General features: G+C 61.9%; 14 protein-coding genes. 5 read left to right on the top strand and 9 right to left on the bottom strand.

Annotated features, from left to right (window positions below; translation table 11 throughout):
- Window positions 1–80 precede the first annotated feature (80 nt).
- Window positions 81–707, top strand: coding sequence for a 3,4-dihydroxy-2-butanone-4-phosphate synthase (gene ribB, locus J2X76_RS26510; RefSeq protein WP_310220546.1), 627 nt, complete (start codon window positions 81–83; stop codon window positions 705–707).
- 216 nt (window positions 708–923) lie between these two features.
- Here the strand turns inward: ribB and J2X76_RS26505 are convergent, their stop codons facing one another.
- The 6 genes from J2X76_RS26505 to J2X76_RS26480 form a co-directional block, all read right to left on the bottom strand.
- Entirely contained in the window at window positions 924–2759 is a 1836-nt protein-coding gene (locus J2X76_RS26505; protein ID WP_310220545.1) for a methyl-accepting chemotaxis protein, read from the bottom strand.
- A 134-nt stretch (window positions 2760–2893) separates the two neighbouring features.
- A complete protein-coding gene (locus J2X76_RS26500; RefSeq protein ID WP_310220544.1) occupies window positions 2894–3775 on the bottom strand; it encodes a dihydrodipicolinate synthase family protein in 882 nt (293 codons plus the stop codon).
- 35 nt (window positions 3776–3810) lie between these two features.
- Window positions 3811–5427 carry an ABC transporter ATP-binding protein gene (locus J2X76_RS26495; RefSeq protein WP_310220542.1) on the bottom strand — a complete coding sequence of 539 codons (1617 nt, stop codon included), beginning with the start codon at window positions 5425–5427 and terminating at the stop codon, window positions 3811–3813.
- Complete coding sequence (locus J2X76_RS26490) at window positions 5420–6343, bottom strand: ABC transporter permease (RefSeq protein WP_310220541.1); 924 nt, start codon at window positions 6341–6343, stop codon at window positions 5420–5422. The genes J2X76_RS26495 and J2X76_RS26490 overlap by 8 nt, the downstream gene beginning before the upstream one ends.
- Window positions 6344–6354: 11 nt before the next feature.
- A complete protein-coding gene (locus J2X76_RS26485) occupies window positions 6355–7269 on the bottom strand; it encodes an ABC transporter permease (RefSeq protein WP_113128187.1) in 915 nt (304 codons plus the stop codon).
- An 81-nt stretch (window positions 7270–7350) separates the two neighbouring features.
- Window positions 7351–8850: an ABC transporter substrate-binding protein gene (locus J2X76_RS26480; protein ID WP_310220540.1), complete on the bottom strand. Its 1500-nt coding sequence runs from the start codon at window positions 8848–8850 to the stop codon at window positions 7351–7353.
- 441 nt (window positions 8851–9291) lie between these two features.
- Between J2X76_RS26480 and J2X76_RS26475 the strand changes: the two genes are divergently transcribed.
- The 3 genes from J2X76_RS26475 to J2X76_RS26465 are packed head-to-tail and all read left to right on the top strand — an operon-like array spanning window position 9292 to window position 12565.
- Complete coding sequence (locus tag J2X76_RS26475; RefSeq protein ID WP_310220539.1) at window positions 9292–10485, top strand: exo-alpha-sialidase; 1194 nt, start codon at window positions 9292–9294, stop codon at window positions 10483–10485.
- On the top strand, window positions 10485–11432 hold the full coding sequence (pdxA, locus tag J2X76_RS26470) for a 4-hydroxythreonine-4-phosphate dehydrogenase PdxA (protein WP_310220538.1): 948 nt from the start codon (window positions 10485–10487) through the stop codon (window positions 11430–11432). Before J2X76_RS26475 ends, pdxA begins: the two co-directional genes overlap by 1 nt.
- 14 nt (window positions 11433–11446) lie before the next feature.
- Complete coding sequence (locus tag J2X76_RS26465; RefSeq protein ID WP_310220537.1) at window positions 11447–12565, top strand: iron-containing alcohol dehydrogenase; 1119 nt, start codon at window positions 11447–11449, stop codon at window positions 12563–12565.
- Between the two features lie 61 nt (window positions 12566–12626).
- Here the strand turns inward: J2X76_RS26465 and J2X76_RS26460 are convergent, their stop codons facing one another.
- From J2X76_RS26460 to J2X76_RS26450, 3 genes are all read right to left on the bottom strand, one after another.
- The gene (locus tag J2X76_RS26460; protein ID WP_310220536.1) at window positions 12627–13331 is read right to left on the bottom strand and encodes a FadR/GntR family transcriptional regulator; all 705 of its coding nucleotides are present in this window, start codon (window positions 13329–13331) and stop codon (window positions 12627–12629) included.
- A 3-nt stretch (window positions 13332–13334) separates the two neighbouring features.
- Window positions 13335–14363, bottom strand: a complete 1029-nt coding sequence (locus tag J2X76_RS26455) for a four-carbon acid sugar kinase family protein (RefSeq protein WP_310220535.1) — start codon at window positions 14361–14363, stop codon at window positions 13335–13337.
- Window positions 14364–14987: 624 nt separating this feature from the next.
- Complete coding sequence (locus tag J2X76_RS26450) at window positions 14988–15191, bottom strand: cold-shock protein (protein ID WP_310220534.1); 204 nt, start codon at window positions 15189–15191, stop codon at window positions 14988–14990.
- Window positions 15192–15586: 395 nt separating this feature from the next.
- Between J2X76_RS26450 and malQ the strand changes: the two genes are divergently transcribed.
- Window positions 15587–17428: a 4-alpha-glucanotransferase gene (gene malQ / locus J2X76_RS26445; protein ID WP_310220596.1), complete on the top strand. Its 1842-nt coding sequence runs from the start codon at window positions 15587–15589 to the stop codon at window positions 17426–17428.
- Window positions 17429–17801 lie beyond the last annotated feature (373 nt).

Below are 17801 nucleotides of genomic sequence, written 5' to 3'. Positions count from 1 at the left end.
CTTGTTCGCCCAAGGGAAAATGGTGGCTTTTGACAGGCCATGTATGCCGCGCACGCGGCTAACCCTTGAAAGGCAGAGAAATGGCAATATCCAAAATCGAAGATGCGGTCGCCGCGATCAGGCGTGGCGAGATCGTTGTCGTCGTCGACGACCGCGATCGTGAAAACGAGGGCGACCTCGTCATCGCATCCGAGGCGATCACCCCGCAGGCGATCGCCTTCATGATGAATTACGCCCGCGGCCTCATCTGTGTGGCCATGGAGGGTGAGCGGCTTGATAAGCTCGACATTCCACTGATGGTGCCGCGAAACACCGAGGTGCTCAAGACGGCCTTCACCGTGTCGGTCGATTCCATTCGGAATACGACGACAGGGATTTCGGCCGCCGATCGGGCCGAGACGGTTCGCGCTCTCGTGAGCGACGGCTCCAGACCGGATGATTTTGCCCGGCCCGGGCACATCTTCCCGCTGCGCGCCCATCCCAACGGCGTTCTGTCGCGCCCCGGGCATACCGAGGCGGCGGTTGATCTTGCCAGGCTTGCCGGTCTTTTTCCTTCAGGCGTGATCTGCGAGGTGGCCAACGATGACGGGACCATGGCGCGTCTGCCAGAACTCGAGGTGTTCGCCGAACGGCACGGCCTTCATCTGATCACGATCGAAGACCTCATCGCCTACAGGGTGGAGAACCTGCCCGTCAAGGCTGCTTGATCGAACCAGCACAAGCGTCTGCGGATGCTTGTGCTCCAGCGTGGTGGCGCCGAATACGAAGTCATTCTCTCCGCGCCACCAATGCTACGTTTGCTGTCCATCACGCTTGTTTCAGATCCGGCCAAAGGAGAGCCTGATCGAACCTGGCCGGGAAATCGGCGCTGGCGGAAATGTCAGAGCATATGATGCGGCGACAGAACCGCGGGCAGATCACCGTCAGGCAGCCAGCTGCCCGCCCCGCCGTCCTGCATGGGGGTGCGTTGCCCCTGTCGCATCGAGGAGGTTGAACCGGGAAACGAGTTCGCGAAGCTTGGCTGCTTCCTCGGCCAGATGGGCGGATGCGGCGGTGGATTGCTCCACCATCGCCGCGTTCTGCTGGGTCACCTGATCCATGGCATTGACGGCGGTGTTGACCTCGGCAAGTCCGGTAGACTGCTCTCTTGCCGACACGGCGATTGCATCCATGTGCTGGTTGATGCGGGCGATCTGTTCGCTGATCGCCTTCAGGACCTGGCTGGTGTCGAGAACCAGTTTGACGCCGCCTTCCACTTCCGCCGACGATTTCTGGATGTGGCCTTTGATTTCCTTGGCCGCCTGAGCCGATCGCTGGGCGAGTTCGCGGACCTCCTGGGCTACCACCGCAAATCCCTTGCCTGCCTCTCCGGCGCGCGCCGCTTCGACGCCGGCGTTCAGCGCCAGCAGGTTGGTCTGGAACGCGATCTCGTCGATGACGCCGATAATGCTGGAGATCTGCTCGGAGGAGGCTTCGATGCGGCGCATGGCTTCTTCGGCATGCGAGACAACCTCGGCGGATTTCGCGGCGTTTCGATTTGCATCAGTCGCTTCCGCGCGCGCCTCGTCCGTCCGCTTGCTTGAATTCGAGACATTGGCGGTGATCTGGTCGAGCGCTGCGGCGGTTTCTTCGAGAGAGGCGGCCTGTTGTTCGGTCCGCTTCGACAGGTCGCCGGCCCCTGATGCGATTTCGCGCGTGCCTTCGTCGATCGCGGCAATGGCGTCCCTGATGGCGCTGAGCGTCCGGTCGAGTTGCCTGATCGACATGTTGAAATCATGCCGGAGGCCCTCGAAATCGGCGGCGAAGGGCTCTTCGATCTGGAAGGCGAGATCGCCGGATGCCAGTCTCTTCAGACCCATGGCGAGGCCGGCCGTCGCGGCCCGCAGACGTTCGGCGGCATCGTCGTCGGCTTGCTTGCGGGCCATGACCCGCTCCGCTTCACCCTGCAACCGGGCTTCCTCGGCGTCCTGCTCGAGTTGCCTGTTGGCAATGGCCGCCTGGCGAAAGACCTCGACGGCCGATGCCATCGTCCCGATTTCGTCGGCGCGGCCGATGCCGTTGCAGGCGATGGCTGTGTCACCTCCGGCGAGCCGCTGCATATCGTTGGAAAGAGCCAGGATCGGTTTGCTGACGGTCCTGCGGGTCAGGAAATAAAGGCCTGTGGCGAATATCGCGGCGGCGGCGAGAAGTGCTTTCAGAACGATGTCGACCGATGCTTTTATATCGGCACTCCGTTGGAAAATATCCTCGGAGGTCTGCGTGATCTGATCCCCCGCCTGTTCCATGGCCGTTTCCAGCACGGAGAATTGCCCCATGAAGTCGGGCAAACCCGTCAATGCCGCCGAAGGCTCCTCGCTCGCAAGATCCACCAGCTTTGTGGCGCTTTCGATATAGGTCAAAAGCGGACGTTCGACGCCGGCAAGGACCTTTTTTGTCTTTTCGTCGGTGGCAAGAGCCTTGTTGGCGTCGATCATTTCCCGGAAGGACGCTACGTGCTCGGCCAGGTCCGCCTTTACGGCATCGATGGTGACGCCTGCAGCCGGATTGGATGCCAGCAATGATGCCAGCACGTCCGCGCGCAGCGCGTCATGCATCATGTCGGCCTGCATGTGGTTGCGCAGAATTTGCGCCGACCGGGCAACATCGGCGCTGTTGGCGGAAAGGACGGACGCCGACCAGATGCCGACGCCTGTGGCGCCGCCCGCCAGGCCGAAAATCGCGATGCTCGCAATGATGATCTTATGCTGGATCGACGCCATGACACGGGCTCTCGTTAATTAGAACGTGAGAATACCCGCACGTACTTAACGATTTATCCCAATATTGTTGGAACTCTCCGATTCATCGATGTCGCGCCCAAAACGCATTTCTCGTCCATATGCTGTGGGTGCTGCTAGAGCAGATCGTAGCGCCTCAGGATTTCCCTTATTTTCTCGTCCTGGGCCTCGTCCGGGAGCAGGGCGGGCTGGCGGCTTGCCCCTACCGATTTGTCCTGAAGGTAGAGCGAGCGCTTGACCATCGCAGGTGCAAAACCCAGCGCATAAAGCTCGGTGCGGAACGCGGTATAGATCTTTTGCTGGCGCTCGGCTTCGGCAATGTCGCCGGAGTTGTAGGCGTTGAGGATGCCGGAAAGGACATGGGGCAGGGCATTTCCGAGCCCGGAAATGCAGCCCGCCGCGCCGTTCTGCAACGACCACAGGACCAGGTGATCGGGGCCGGAATAGACCTCGAAGCCCGGGTTTTCCTTTGAGACCTGAAGATAAGCCGCCAGCGTTTCCTGCGCGCCGCCCGAATCCTTGATGCCGGCGATATTGCCGTGTCCGGCAAGTTTTGCGGCGGTGGCAGGCTCGATGTGGTTCTGGGTCCGCGCCGGGATGTCGTAGAGATAGACCGGCGTCTTGACCGCATCCGCGACCGTGGAGAAGTGGCGGACCAGTCCGTCCTGGGTGCAGGCGATGAAGAAGGGGGTGATGACGGCGATGCCGTCGACGCCGATCCGGTCGAATTCCTTGGCAAGCTGCACCGTTTCGAACGTGGCCGGCATGCCGGCATTGACGATGACCTTGGCTCGGCCCGCCACCTCGTCGACCACGTGCTCCGTCAGGCGGATCTTCTCTTCGTGGGTAAGGGCCGTGAAGTCGCCGTTGGTGCCGGCGCACATGATGTTGTTGCCGGCGGCCACCTGCCGGCGCACCTGCGCGCGGGTCGCCTCGTAGTTGATCGTCTCATCGTCGTTGAAACAGGTCACGAGTGCGACAAAGGCATGTCTGGTCATTCAATCAACTCCGCTATGCGCCGGTCGGCGCTATGTCATGCACGTTTGAGACGGGCTGCCCGGTGTTCGGCCTGTACATCCGGATCCGGATCGAGGCTCGCCGCTAGGAGCGCCTGCGTATAGGGTTCGCGGGGCGTCTCGAAGACCTCCCGAACCGTACCCAGTTCCACCACTTCGCCCTTCTGCATGACCATGACGTAGTCGGCAAAATCGCGGACCACGGGCAGGTCATGGGCGATGAATATGAAGGAAATTCCCATGTCCCGGCGCAGCCTGTCGAGAAGCGCGATGACCTGGGCCTGGACCGACACATCGAGCGCCGACACCGCCTCGTCGCAGACGATCAGCTGTGGTTCGAGCGCCAGCGCGCGGGCGATCGCGATCCTCTGCCGCTGGCCGCCGGAAAACTGGTGCGGATAACGGCTCATATGCTCGGCCGAAAGGCCCACCTGCACCAGCAACTCCGCGACCCGTTGCCGCCACTGGCGTTTCGGCAGGATATCGGGATGGATGGCCCATGCTTCGGATACGAGCTGGAACACCGTCATGCGCGGATTGAGCGACTGAGTGGGGTCCTGGAACACCATCTGAAGGTCGCGCCGGAGCTTGTAGAGTTCCGATGGCGAAAGCTTGAAGAGATCGCGCCCCTTCCAGTGCGCGGTGCCGTCATCCGGTTCATCCAGCCGCAGAAGAACGCGCGCGAGGGTCGATTTGCCGGAGCCGCTCTCCCCGACGATCGCCATGGTCTCGCCGGCCTTGAGATTGAACGAGACACCCTTCAGCGCCTCGAAGGAGCCGTAGCGCTTGCGGACGTCTCGGACGCTGAGCAGTGGCTCGCCCGCTTCCCGGGCGATGTGCATCTCGCCCTTTCCGGGCGCGGCGCCGATCAGCTTTTTGGTATAGGGATGGCTCGGGTTCCTGTAGACGTCGCGAACCGTACCGGTCTCGACCAGTTCGCCCTTTTCCATGACCACGACCCGATCGGCGATTTCGGCAACCACGCCGAGATCATGGGTGATGATCAGTACGCCCATTCCGGTTTCGCGCTGCAATGCCTTCAAGAGCGCCAGCACCTCGGCCTGCACCGTCACGTCGAGCGCAGTCGTCGGTTCGTCGGCGATCAGCAGATCGGGACGCAGCGCGAGCGCCATGGCGATCATGACCCGTTGACGCTGGCCGCCCGAAAACTCGTGCGGATATTTGCCCATCGCATGTTCGGGGTCGGGAATGCCGACCCGCGTCAACAGGCGCACGGCTTCGCTCCGGGCTGGTCCGGGCTGCAGGCCGTGGGTCGTCATGGCCTCGCGGATCTGCCATCCGACGGTGTAGACCGGGTTCAGGTGGCTCAGCGGGTCCTGGAAGATCATGGCGATCCGCCGTCCGTTCGCCTCGCGGCGCGCCTGGGGCGGCATGGTCAGTAGATCCTCGCCGTCGAGCAGGATCTGGCCGGACGTGATCCGCCCCGGCGGCATGTCGATGAGGTTCATGATCGCCGCTGACGAAACCGACTTGCCGGATCCGCTTTCGCCGAGGATCGCCAGCGTCTCGCCGCGGTCGAGGTGATAGGAGATGTTTTTCACCGCCTGCACCACGCCGGCGGCCGTGTGGAACTCGACCGAGAGGTTGCGAACTTCCAGCAGATGCTCAGCCATTCTTGCGGCCTTTCATTTCCAGGCGCCAGCGCTGGACCGGATCGAGCGCGATGCGCAGCCAGTTCGACAGCAGGTTCAGCGACAGGGTCGTCATGATGATCGCAAGCCCCGGCCAGAACGACAGCCACCAGGCGTTGGTCAGGTATTGGCGGCCCTGCGAAATCATCAGGCCCCAGGTGATCTCGGGCGGCTGGATGCCGATGCCGAGGAAGGAGAGTGCGCTTTCGGCCAGCATGACATAGGCGAAATCGAGCGTGGCCAGCGTGGTCAGCGTCGGCAGGACGACCGGCAGGATGTGGCGGAAGAGGATGCGGTTCTGCGAGGCACCCATCACGCGCGCCGCCTGCACGAACATCCGTTCGCGGATCTCCAGCACCTCGGCACGGGTCGTGCGAAGGTAGACGGGGATACGGGTGATCGACAGGACCGCGACGAGGTTGAGGATCGAGGATCCGAGAAGGTAGAGCACGATCACCGCGATCAGCAGCGAGGGGAAGGACATGATCACGTCGGCAAGGCGCATGATCGCCTGCCCGAGCCTCGGGGACGAGAAGCCGGCGACCAGGCCAAGCAGCGTCCCGATCAGCGACGACAGGAAAACTGCCCCGGCGGCAACCATCATGGTGTTCTGGGTGGCGACGATGATGCGGGCGAGCAGGGGACGGCCAAGGGCGTCGGCTCCCATCCACCACACCCATTCGCGGCTCCAGTCGAATGGCGCGAGGTTGCGGCCGCGAAGGTTCTGCTTGGTGGCAAGATCGCCGAGCCAGGACGGTCCTATGAGGGCAAGCACCACGACCAGGAGCAGGAAGATCGCGGCGCAGAGCGCAAATTTGTCGGCCAGAAGCATTCGCGCCATGCGCAGCGGGAAGGACGGTTCCTGCGCAATCGCCGTATCTGAGGTGGAAACACTCATCTCTGGGCTCCTCAATGCCGGATACGCGGATCGAGCAGCGCATAGGCGAGATCGATCAGCAGGTTCATGAGGAAGATCGCCAGCGCGGTGACCAGGATTGCGGCGAGAACGACATTGAAATCCCGCTGCAGGATCGAGTCGATCATCAGCTTGCCGACGCCGGGAAAGCCGAAGATGGTCTCGACCACCACAGCGCCGTTAAGCAGGCTCGCCGCCTGGTCTCCGATGACGGTGATGACGGGAAGCATGGCATTGCGCAGGGCGTGGACGAAGATGATCGGCCCGGCCTTGACCCCTTTGGCGCGGGCTGTCTTCACATAGGCGGAAGACAGCGCGCTGATCATCGAGCCGCGCACCACCTGGACGATGATGCCGAAGGGCCGGACGAACAGCACGCCGATCGGCAGGATCCAGTGCAGGATCGACCCCGTGCCGGACGTCGGCAGCCATGCCAGGTTCACGGAGAATACGACGATCGCCACGATGGCCAGCCAAAAATCGGGTACCGACGCGCCGATGAGCGAAATCATCGACGAGAGCCGGTCGAAGAAGCCGCCGGAGCGGAACGCTGCAAGCGAACCGACGACGATTGCGGCGGTGGTGACGAGCGACATGGTGATCACGGCCAGCCAAAGCGTCCATACGAAGGCTTCTGTGACCACGTCCAGCGCCGGCCGAGCCTTGCGAAGGGATTCACCGAGGTTCCCGGTCAACACGTCGCCGACATAGCGTCCGAACTGCACCATCAACGGATCGTTCAACCCGTGAAGCTCGCGAAATTGCTGTTTCATTTCGGCGGAAGCTTCCACCGGCAGGAAGAGAGCGGCCGGATCACCCGTCAGGCGGGACAGGAAGAATACCAGCACGAGCAGACCGACCAGTGAGATCAAGCTCGCCACGGAGCGCTTACGAATGAAACTGAGCATGTCGCCCTCAACTATTGTGGCGGCGGGTAAGGACCCGCCGCCCTTGGATCGTGACGGGATATCGTAGCCGATATCCTGAGCTTATTTGATGCCGATCTCGGAGAGCTGCAGCATCGAGTTGGTGGCGATCGTCGGCTTGAAGTCGATGCGCGGCGAAACGCGAGAGAAGCCGACCATGTGGAACAGGAGGCCATCGGCGACCACGTCGTCATGCAGGTAGGCAATCAGCTGCGACCAGAGTTTCGCACGTTCGTCGCCGACGGCCGCAGATGCGCGCTTGATCAGGTCGTCCACCTTGGGATCCGAAAAGCCCGACTGGGTCCCCTGCGATGCATATTTGAAGAACATGGTGAAGGACGGGTCGCCCTTGGAGTTGTCATGCATGGCAGCGACGATAATCGGGCCGCGGCCTTCCTTGAACGGCTTGGAGTAGTAGCTTTCGTGCTCGGCCACTTCGACGAACTTCAGATCGATCTTGAAGCCGACTTCCTGAAGCTGCGACTGCACGGCTTCCATGATCTCGGTGACGTTCGGGAAGTTCGCCGTGCGGGCGATCAGCGTGATCGGGGTATCGACCTTCACGCCGGCGGCCTTGGCCTCGGCGAGAAGCTTCTTGGCGCCTGCCGGATCATAGGGGAACACCTTGACGTCCGGGTTCCAGCCGAGAGTGGTCGGCGGAACGAGCGCCGTCGCGAGCACCGCGCCGTCCGGCACCAGCGTGCCGATGAAGGCCTGGCGGTCGATGGCAAGGTTGAGAGCCTTGCGCACTCGCACGTCGTTCAGCGGCTGGATGTTATGGTCCAGACGCAGATAGACCGTCTCGCTGTCGAGATAGGAGAAATCGGTCTTCGGATCGGTGGCATCGAGCTGCGAGATCGACGGAGAAAGATCCGCTTCGCCGGCCTTTACCATTGCCGCACGAACGGCGGGATCGGCGCGGAAGACATAGGTCGCTTCGGTGACCTGCGGCTTGGCGCCCCAGTAATCGCTGCGTGCGGCGAGCACGATCTGCTGGCCCGGTGTCCAGTTCTTCAGCGCATAGGGACCGGTTCCGATCGGTTCGCGGATGAACTGCAGCGGCGTTTCTTCCGGCACGATCGTGACGAGCGACATCAGCAGCGGCAGGATCGGCTGGGCCGGGTCGGCCTTGAAATCGATCGTATTGTCGTCGACGACATTGGCGCTGATCTTCATGCCGCCGAAATAGCGACGGGATTCGCAGGCGTTCTTGTCGCTCATGACACGATCGAAGCTGTGCTTGACGTCCTTGGCGTCGAACGTGGTGCCGTTGGAGAACTTGACACCCTTGCGCAGATAAAACCGCCAGCTGCCGTCCGGGGTCTGCTCCCATTTCTCGGCGAGGCGCGGCATGACGCCCTTCTTGCCGCGAACGTCGAGCTCGGTCAGCGTCTCGCTGACATTCTCCATGATGATACGGCCGATATTGGAGCGGGTCGCCATGCAGGGCTCCAGCAGGTCGGCTTCCTCGGGCAGCACGATCTTGATCGGGCCGGACCCTGCGTAAGCCGGCGGAAGCGCCGATCCCAGGATCAACGCGGTCATCATCAGCATCTTCTTCATGTGGTTTCACCTCCCAAGTGAATATAATGTGGTCGAACACGTTCCGGTCGACCTGCCGTTTGCCTATGGCGCCCAGCGGCGGCCGACTGTTCTGGTGATTGGCGAGCTGTTCCGTTAACGGAAGGCCGGCGGCGATTTCCGAGGCCCTGTCTGTGGGTGTTCGACCCTTCGATCGAATTCCCCGCTGAGGGTTCTCACATTTCGCTGCACTGCGATCGCCGCACTCCTCCTGTGCTATTCTGTTTCAGACCATCTTCCGTTGCGAGCAGTTTGTCAAATTATTTCGTAATGTTATTTTCCAGAAAAATTTATGTCTGAAAATTATACATATATATCAAATAATTAATAAGGATGATTGGGCGGATGTCGGCAATTCAATAACATTATAAAACTTGACAACTTTGTGTTTCTGGTAATCCTTTGGGCCAAAAGGAGAGCTTTATGAGCCCTGATGAAATAGCGGCAGCAATGACCGGCGCCGTCCGGATGGTCGCTGCCAACCGGCGCGAAGCCTTCCTGCCTTCGCCCATGGTGCAGAACCATGCGAGCTTCCTGCACGTCTCAGGCGATGGTGCATTGACCTGCGCCTGGTTCGGCGGCTCGCTCGAAGGCAAGTCCGACATATCCATATTTGCGTCCGTTTTAGTGTCCGGATCGGATGCCTGGGGTCCGCCGCAGAGGCTGAGCTTCGATGACGCGCATTCCGAGCAGAATCCGGTCCTGTTTACCGCGCCCGATGGCAGGCTCTGGCTTTTCCATACGTCGCAACCTTCCGGCAATCAGGACGAATGCCGCATCCGCATGGCGGAGATCCGGCGTGATCCAAGCGATCCGGCACGGTTGACGTCGGAGGACGGCCGGTATCTCGATCTGCCCCGAGGGTGTTTCATTCGGGCGCCGCTGACGGTGCGGGATGATGGCGCCTGGCTTCTGCCGATCTTCCGCTGCGTTCAGCGGCCCGGCCAGAAATGGAACGGGAGCCATGACACGGCGGCGATCGGGATATCGACGGATGCCGGGAAAACCTGGCGGCTCGAAGAACTGCCGCAATCGACCGGCTGCGTCCACATGAGCCCCGTCGCGCTGCCGAAGGGAGGCCATGCGGCATTTTTCCGCCGCAGGCAGGCTGACTTCGTCTATCGGACCGAAAGCGCAGATGGTGGCCGGTCCTGGTCGGTGCCGGCAGCGACCGATGTACCGAACAACAATTCCTCGATCGCGGTTATACGGCTGAGGGATGGACGGCTTGCGATGATCTGCAACCCGGTCAGTGCTGCCCAGTCCGGCGATCGCCGTGCCTCGCTTTATGACGAACTCGGCGAAAACGACGACAGGCCCGATGCCGATCCGGCGGGCGGTTGCGTGCCTGTCTGGGGCGTGCCGCGCGCACCGGTCTCGCTATGCATCTCGGACGATGGCGGGCTGAGTTTCCCCGTGCGCATCCTCGTCGAAGACGGGCCGGGCACATGTCTGTCGAACGATTCCACGGATGGCCGCAACAAGGAAATGTCCTATCCATGGCTTCTGGAAACGCCCGACGGGGCCTTGCACATCGCTTATACATATCACAGGCGGGCAATCAAATACGTGAGCCTGGCTTCGGGCTGGGCGGACGCGACTGACGGGAGAGTTTGATGAGCAATATCATTGGCATCACCATGGGAGACCCCTGTGGCGTTGGGCCGGAGATAACGGTCAAGGCCCTGGCCGAGATGTCAACCGCGGACCGCTCCGCGACGCGTGTCTACGGTAACCTTGCGACGCTTGAGGCGGCCCGCGATGCTGTAGGGATCGCGCTCGACCTCGCGCCCTACGTCGTCGACCTTCCGGTCGAGGGAGCGCCTCTGCCCTGGGGCCAGTTGTCCGCGATCGCCGGCGATGCGGCGTTCCGCTTCATCGAACGTGCCGTGCGCGATGCCGAAGCCGGCTCGATCGGCTGTATCGTCACCGCACCGATCAACAAGGAGGCGCTCAACCTCGCCGGCCATCACTATGACGGCCATACCGGCATGTTGCGTAGCCTCACCGGTTCGGCAGCGGCATACATGCTTCTGGCCTCCGACCGTCTGAAAGTGATCCACGTCTCCACTCACGTTTCCCTGCAGGAGGCTATCCGGCGCGCCACGACGGAAAGGGTGCTGGCGACCATCCGCGCCGGCGACGCGCATCTGAAACGCATCGGCTACGAACATCCGCGCATCGCGGTCGCGGGCATCAATCCCCATTGCGGCGAGAATGGCCTCTTCGGCACGGAAGACGACGACCAGATCGCCCCCGCGGTTGCGGCCGCGCGCGCCGAAGGCATCGAGGTTCACGGCCCGATCTCGGCCGACACGGTTTTCCACCGGGCCTATTCAGGCGCGTTCGATCTGGTTGTCGCGCAGTATCACGATCAGGGCCATATCCCGATCAAGCTCGTAGCCTTCGATACGGCTGTCAACGTTTCCGTCGACCTGCCCATCGATCGTACCTCCGTCGACCACGGCACGGCGTTCGATATCGCCGGCAAGGGTATCGCCAATCACGGCAACATGAACTCCGCCATCGCCTACGCGCGCAAGCTCGTGGCGGGGCGTGCCTGATAAGGACAAGCGCCATGGCCATTGCGCCGATCACACTTCATCAGCCGCTGCGGCTCGCCGTCGGCGCAGGCACGGTCAGCCAGGTCGGCCCCTGGGCCGGCGATGTCGCCTCGACCTTGGTCATCGCAACGCCGATCACGGCGGGCTTTGTCGATCGTCTTCAACTGTCCGGCCGGTTCTCGGTATTCGACGCCATTCCGGGCGAGCCGGATACCGCAACGCTGAACGCCGCGCTGGAGGCAGCCCGCAACGTCCGCCCGCAGGTGATCGTCGGGCTTGGCGGCGGGTCCGTATTGGATGTCGCCAAGCTGGTCGCTGTCCTCTGGGATTCCGAGCAGACCCTCGAGGACGTTGCCGGTCCCAACCGCGTCGCCGGTCGTCGCACGCGGCTTGCCCAGGTCGCGACCACCGCCGGTACCGGCTCGGAAGCCGGAATCCGCTCGCTCATCACCGATCCGGTAAAGCGGACGAAGATCGCGGTGGAAAGTCCGCACATGATCGCCGATTTCGCGGTGCTCGATCCCGAGTTGACCTATTCGGTGCCTCCCGCCGTGACCGCCGCGACGGGCGTCGACGCCATGGCGCATTGCGTCGAAGCCTTTACCAGCCGCCGCTCTCACCCGATGATCGATGGCTTTGCCCGCATGGGTTTCGGGTTGGCCGGCCGGTATCTGGCGCGTGCGGTGAAGGACGGGCACGATACGGAGGCTCGCGAAGGGCTGATGCTCGCTTCCTATTACGGAGGAATCTGCCTTGGGCCGGTCAACACGGCCGCCGGTCACGCCATCGCCTATCCGCTGGGCACGCGCCTCAACCTGCCGCACGGTCTGGCGAATGCCATCGTCTTTCCGCATGTTCTGGCTTTCAACCAGCCGGTCGTGGCTGCGAAGACGGCAGAAGTGGCTGCTGCGCTGGGTCTTGGTGCGGAACTCTCGTCGGATGAACTGCGCTCGTCGGCCTTCGAGTTCTGCAGGGGGCTCGGCATTCAGATGTCGCTTGCGGCCCATGGGGCGAAGCGGGACGAACTCTCCCTCTACGCTTCGGAGGCGCATGCCATCCGTCGGCTGATGGATAACAACCCGGCGGAAATGACCGTTGGTGACGTGCAGGGGATCTACGAGGCGGCGTTTTGAACGCCCATCATCCGGCGCGACCATGCCGGATGCCCCCTATTTCCTGATGACCATACGGTTTTCATCGGTTCGAGGATTGAAACAGCCGTTCCCGTGACCCCTTCAGGTGGTCCAGCATCAATTGCCGGGCTGCCTCCTGGTCCGCGCGAGCGATTGCATCGGCAATCGCCTCGTGCTCGCCGAAGACCTTCGCCAGCCCGGTAGCCTCTCTTTTCACGGAGGCTCCGTGGAACTTCATCCCCACGGCGATGTGATCCTTCAAGGCTTCCATCGCCGTCGAAAAGTAGGTGTTCTGCGCCGCCCGTGCGATGGCCAGATGGAACTGGTAGTCTGCATCTTCGCGATGGGCCTGACGGTTGGTGGCGTCGCGCAGCAATTCCAGGGCCCGCTTTATGGCCCCCAGGCTTTCCTTGTCATGACGTGCAGCCGCAGCGGCCGCAGCGGCCGGTTCGAGGGTCATGCGAAACTCGTAACAGTTGAGGAGATCGGCGACGTTCTCCAACTGGCCAAAGCCAAGCGGCTCGCGTAGCCCGAGCGCACGCACGAAGCTGCCCGCCCCACGCCTCGAATAGATCAGTCCCTGTTCGCGCAGCCGCCTCAGTGCTTCGCGAATGACCGGCCGCGACACCTCGAATTCCGTTGCAAGATCGTGTTCGGTCGGCAGCCGTTCATCCGGCTTGTACGCTCCCGACTTGATCGCGCGCAACATCCGCTCGAAGACGATATCGGGGAGGCCCTTGCGGGCGGTGCCGCTCTCCAGCCCCATCGTTCAATCCTTCTCGCCCATGGTTGCTCTCGCGATCTCACATAAGGTGCTCGGCGTGCCGAATCCCCCGGATTTGGCGATGATGCATTGGCCATCGATATAAGCCAAGCCGAGGCCCGGAAGACATTCGCCGAGAAGTTGAAAACTGGACACGTTCATCGCCTTGAGGACCGCCTCGGCGGTCGCTCCGCCGGATAGAAGCAGAGTGGCGACTGGCGCGGTCATGTCCGGCACGACGCCTTCCGCAAGCCTCTCCGATACCAGAAGCGGCGGATCGTCCTTTTCACCCGGCGTTGCCTGGACGAGCGTCACGAGATGCTGCGGCCGCACGACGCGTTCCGGGCACCCGTTCGGCGCGGCGATATGGTCAGGGGCCACCCGGCGCCGCAGTTCCTCGATCTGTGCCAGCGTGATGGGATCTCTCGATCCGATGACAAAAAGGGCAGGGCCGGGTTTGGGCAGGGCCGGCTCGGCCGTCCGGCGACCGGTCACATGGCATGCCAATGCCTCGGCGAGGCCCCTGGCGCCGATCAAAAGGTCGGCACCGGCTTCCCGGCCGGCCGCCAGGGCGTCGAACATGCTCGCCTGGGAAAGGGTGTCGGGAATGATCGCGCGCTCCGCATGAACGCCCAACGCATCGGCAACCTTCAGCGGTTTGTCCAGGCCGAAACCTTCGACATGTCCCGACCGGACGATCCTGCCGAAATCAGGTATTGCGGGAGCGACCAGCGCCAGATGAAAAGGTGTCGCGTCGAGCTCGGCGGCGATATTCCCTTTGAGGCGGGAATCGACCTTCTTAAACAGAAGGACGTCGGGCGGTAGGGCCGACAGGACTGCCGCAGTCGCCTGCCGCGCCGCTTCGGCGTCGATTTCTCGAGATCCAAGATTGATCGACAGAACCGCTGGCGCGGCTTGCAGGGCCGCCTCGACGGACTTTGGGCTCAACGCGATTTCAGTATGCAGACCTCTGCCGGCAAACGGTGCAGCGCAATCAAGCGCGCCGGTCAGGTCGTCGGCGAGAATAACCAGCATATCGGACCACATAATCTGTTGTTATCTTTATGAGCAGAAATTACCATATATTGTCAATCATGTAACGTCCGCATTTAACAAATTACGATGTCGTTTGGGATTGCCGGAGAGATCGCCGGAGTGTCGTGATTTGCGTGGATTGCAGCTTTCTGCCCCCTGCGGAATTCGGGGTGCCCAAGACGGATTGCAGGCAGGATAGGTCACGCATCGCGTCCCGCCCGCTCGTCGGCCGGGTTGATGCGAGGGGCAGCCGAAAGCATCTCGGCTCGGAAGATCGGCAATGGTTTTTGCACGGTGGGGGCAGGCGTGAGGACGATTTCATCGTCTTCCACGAAGATTCAGGCATCGCGAAAAATCGATGCCGATCCTCTTTGCGGTGCCTGGCCTGAACCGCTGAAGATTCATTCGGAAGGGGAGCGATCGATCACCACAGCCGCGGTGATGAACCGTTACACCGAGCTTGAGAGGCATTCGCCTCATTGAGGCATCGGTGGATACGCAAGCGGGGCCGGGGCCAACAACGTCAGGCCCAGCCTCGCTATTTATCAAATAGATCCGCCGAACCGCGCCGGATTGTGCAGGCCCGAGCCTCAATAACCAGGCGGTATTCGGCGAATGAGGGCTTCAAATCGTTCTGACGTTTTCGGCTTTTGATTTTCCGGTCTTGCGATCCTGGCCGATCTCATAGGAGACCTTCTGTCCGTCCTGGAGCGGTCCCGCCCCCTGCAGCGCAGATATGTGGACGAACACATCGGCTCCGCCGGTTTCGGGGGTGATGAAGCCGAAGCCCTTGTCCTGATTGAAAAACTTGACGGTACCGGTGGCCATGCTTATTCCTCGGATTGAATAGTCTCAAGCCGATACTCTTATCCAGCAACCCGCCTTCACGCAACAGACGTCGGCTGCGGTTGAGCGATATAAGCGCCGTTTCCGCGAGGGCTCTTCCCGTCCGGGCGCCGTGTCGCAGCCGATTCACCTCTGCCGGCTTCTTTACCTTGCCCCTGAAACATTCCGGTTGCATTGAAGTTTAGACCTTCTCCTCGCCATAACGACCAAAGGTTTTCTCCTTGCAGCAATCCGAGTTCGTCCCTTTCCCGAGCATGACGGCGCCCTGTTTCGTCGCTGTTCCGTCCAAGGTTCCGGCCGGTGGCGTAGTCCTGTCAGCTTTGGTGAGACATCGGCCGGCTTGATGTTGCGTCCGCCTTAGAAAGGGCATGGAAATCATGAAACGCGCAGAACTCGACGATCTGGCTTGCAGACACGGTGTTGGCCTGACCAGACCGAGCCCGGATAATGAGGAGGTGCCCATCTCCGATGCGACCAAGAGAAAAGTTCTGACTGCGCTCGGCGTTGAACTCGACCCGGGAGCGGACCCGCCCGGGAGGCGCCGGAAGCCGACCTCTGCCAAGAGGAAGAATCCCAAATCATACGTACCGAATTTCCTCGAGGCCAGCCGGGTGTGGGGAGTGAGCCTGCAACTGTATGAGCTTCGATCCGCGCGCAACTGGGGGATCGGCGACTTCGAAGACCTTTTGGCGATGGTCGACCTCGCGGGATCACTGGGCGCTGATTTTATTGGGCTCAATCCGCTGCATGCACCCTTTCTCGCCGATCCCGACCGCTGCAGCCCCTATGAGCCGTCGAACCGCCAACAGCTCAACCCGCTCTATATCGCTGTCGACAAGGTGCCGGGCTTTGTGAGCGCTCCCAAACTCGAAAACCGGTTGGAAGAGCTGCGGCGAACCGACCTCGTCGATTATGTGCGGGTAGCGGAAACCAAGCTCGGGGTGCTTCGTGATCTTTGGCAGGCGTGGCGAAACGCGGGAGACGATGATCGGCGTGCTTTCGAAGCTTTTGTCAAGGAACGCGGTGACCCGCTGCGGCGTCATGCACTTTTCGAGACTATCTCGGCATCAATGGCAAAACGCGGCGCCGGCGCCGGCTGGCTTGCCTGGCCGGAGGAATTTCAGCGCCCGGACAGTGCCGCTGTCGCCGACTTTGCCGGGGAGCATGCCGACGAAGTGCGCTTCCACATGTGGCTGCAATGGCTTGCTCACCGGCAGCTGACGCAGGCCGCAGACCGCGCCCGGAATGCCGGTCTTCGGATCGGGCTCTATCTGGACCTCGCCGTCGGCGAGGCCATGGACGGTTCGGCCACCTGGAGCGAGCAGGGCACCTATATCGCGAAAGCGACCATCGGGAGCCCGCCGGACCCGTTCGCCACGCAGGGCCAGGACTGGCATCTGGCCGCCTTCCATCCCTCGGCGATCGCTTGCGGGAAAGAACCTCCCTATCGGCAGATGCTACGTGCCGCAATGCGTTACGCGGGAGCCATTCGGATCGATCACGCCGCCGCACTGAGGCGTCTGTTCCTGGTGCCGCTGGAGAGCCGGCCTGACGGCGGTGCTTACGTCGATTATCCGCAGCAAGACCTCCTGCGGATAATCGCGGAAGCTTCCGCCGAATATCAGTGCCTGGTGATCGGCGAGGATCTGGGGATCCTGCCGGAGGGACTGCAGGACGACCTGGCGCAGGCGCAGATCCTCTCTTACCGTATCCTTTCCTATGAGCGCGACGGGGACAGTTTCAAGCCGGCGCAGGACTATCCGGTCCTGGCGCTGGCATGCATCTCAACCCACGATCACCAGACGCTTGCGGGCTGGTGGCGAGGCGCCGACATCAAGGTTCGCGCCGAGCATGGCATCGTTCCACCCGACGTCACGGAACGACATATCGAAGAGCGGAAACACGAGCGCGCGGACCTGAAGGAAGTGCTGCAACAGGCAGGAATGGCGTCTCCCCAACAATCTCGGCATGACACCAAGGAAAAGCTGGAGAGCCTGGTGATCAGCGCGCACCGCTTCATTGCCAGGACACCGTCGCTCCTGGCCGCTGTCCGCCTGGCCGACCTGACGAGCGAGAAGAAGCCGACAAACGTGCCGGGTACCAGTGATGGCTATCCGAACTGGAAACCGAAGCTCTCGGTTTCGATCGAGGCTCTGAAGGAGGTGCCGCTTCTTCAGGCGATTGCCGAGGTGATGCGGGAAGAGCGCCCCCGCGGTTGATCTTTCAATTACCTTCGCCCCACGCCAAAGCCCCTGCCGCTGCGGCAGAACCGCATTCCTTATGCTTGTGCCTCCGATCGCTTTGTATCCAGGCTTGGGCGTGGTCCGCAGCGTGCCTCGCGGCTCGTCGAGGTGATCCTGCTACTGCGCTGGATTAGCGGAGTTTTTCAACTTCGACGCATTTTGGGCGCCGCTCGGATCGGGGCAAAACGGCCTCGGCTGATGCGTGAGGCAGCGCGTGCCCGACCAGTAGTCTTTTCGGAATCGTGCACTAGATTAAACGGCATTTCCAGGCAGGGGGTTGCGGTGAGTAGACAGGGTCATGATGTTCAGCGTAGCGGTCCGGAATCAGGGGACCTGTCGGAGATAGATG

It is taken from the genome of Neorhizobium sp. 2083 (assembly GCF_031455615.1).
GTDB lineage: Bacteria > Pseudomonadota > Alphaproteobacteria > Rhizobiales > Rhizobiaceae > Neorhizobium.
Note: the sequence above shows the minus strand (reverse complement) of the source record. Positions and strands in the feature narration are given on the sequence as shown.

Excerpts from the sequence above, each read along its gene's own strand:
- ribB (WP_310220546.1), top strand. The coding sequence starts at position 81 with ATGGCAATATCCAAAATCGAAGATGCGGTCGCCGCGATCAGGCGTGGC.
- J2X76_RS26505 (WP_310220545.1), bottom strand. The coding sequence starts at position 2,759 with ATGGCGTCGATCCAGCATAAGATCATCATTGCGAGCATCGCGATTTTC.
- J2X76_RS26500 (WP_310220544.1), bottom strand. The coding sequence starts at position 3,775 with ATGACCAGACATGCCTTTGTCGCACTCGTGACCTGTTTCAACGACGAT.
- J2X76_RS26495 (WP_310220542.1), bottom strand. The coding sequence starts at position 5,427 with ATGGCTGAGCATCTGCTGGAAGTTCGCAACCTCTCGGTCGAGTTCCAC.
- J2X76_RS26490 (WP_310220541.1), bottom strand. The coding sequence starts at position 6,343 with ATGAGTGTTTCCACCTCAGATACGGCGATTGCGCAGGAACCGTCCTTC.
- J2X76_RS26485 (WP_113128187.1), bottom strand. The coding sequence starts at position 7,269 with ATGCTCAGTTTCATTCGTAAGCGCTCCGTGGCGAGCTTGATCTCACTG.
- J2X76_RS26480 (WP_310220540.1), bottom strand. The coding sequence starts at position 8,850 with ATGAAGAAGATGCTGATGATGACCGCGTTGATCCTGGGATCGGCGCTT.
- J2X76_RS26475 (WP_310220539.1), top strand. The coding sequence starts at position 9,292 with ATGAGCCCTGATGAAATAGCGGCAGCAATGACCGGCGCCGTCCGGATG.
- pdxA (WP_310220538.1), top strand. The coding sequence starts at position 10,485 with ATGAGCAATATCATTGGCATCACCATGGGAGACCCCTGTGGCGTTGGG.
- J2X76_RS26465 (WP_310220537.1), top strand. The coding sequence starts at position 11,447 with ATGGCCATTGCGCCGATCACACTTCATCAGCCGCTGCGGCTCGCCGTC.
- J2X76_RS26460 (WP_310220536.1), bottom strand. The coding sequence starts at position 13,331 with ATGGGGCTGGAGAGCGGCACCGCCCGCAAGGGCCTCCCCGATATCGTC.
- J2X76_RS26455 (WP_310220535.1), bottom strand. The coding sequence starts at position 14,363 with ATGCTGGTTATTCTCGCCGACGACCTGACCGGCGCGCTTGATTGCGCT.
- J2X76_RS26450 (WP_310220534.1), bottom strand. The coding sequence starts at position 15,191 with ATGGCCACCGGTACCGTCAAGTTTTTCAATCAGGACAAGGGCTTCGGC.
- malQ (WP_310220596.1), top strand. The coding sequence starts at position 15,587 with ATGAAACGCGCAGAACTCGACGATCTGGCTTGCAGACACGGTGTTGGC.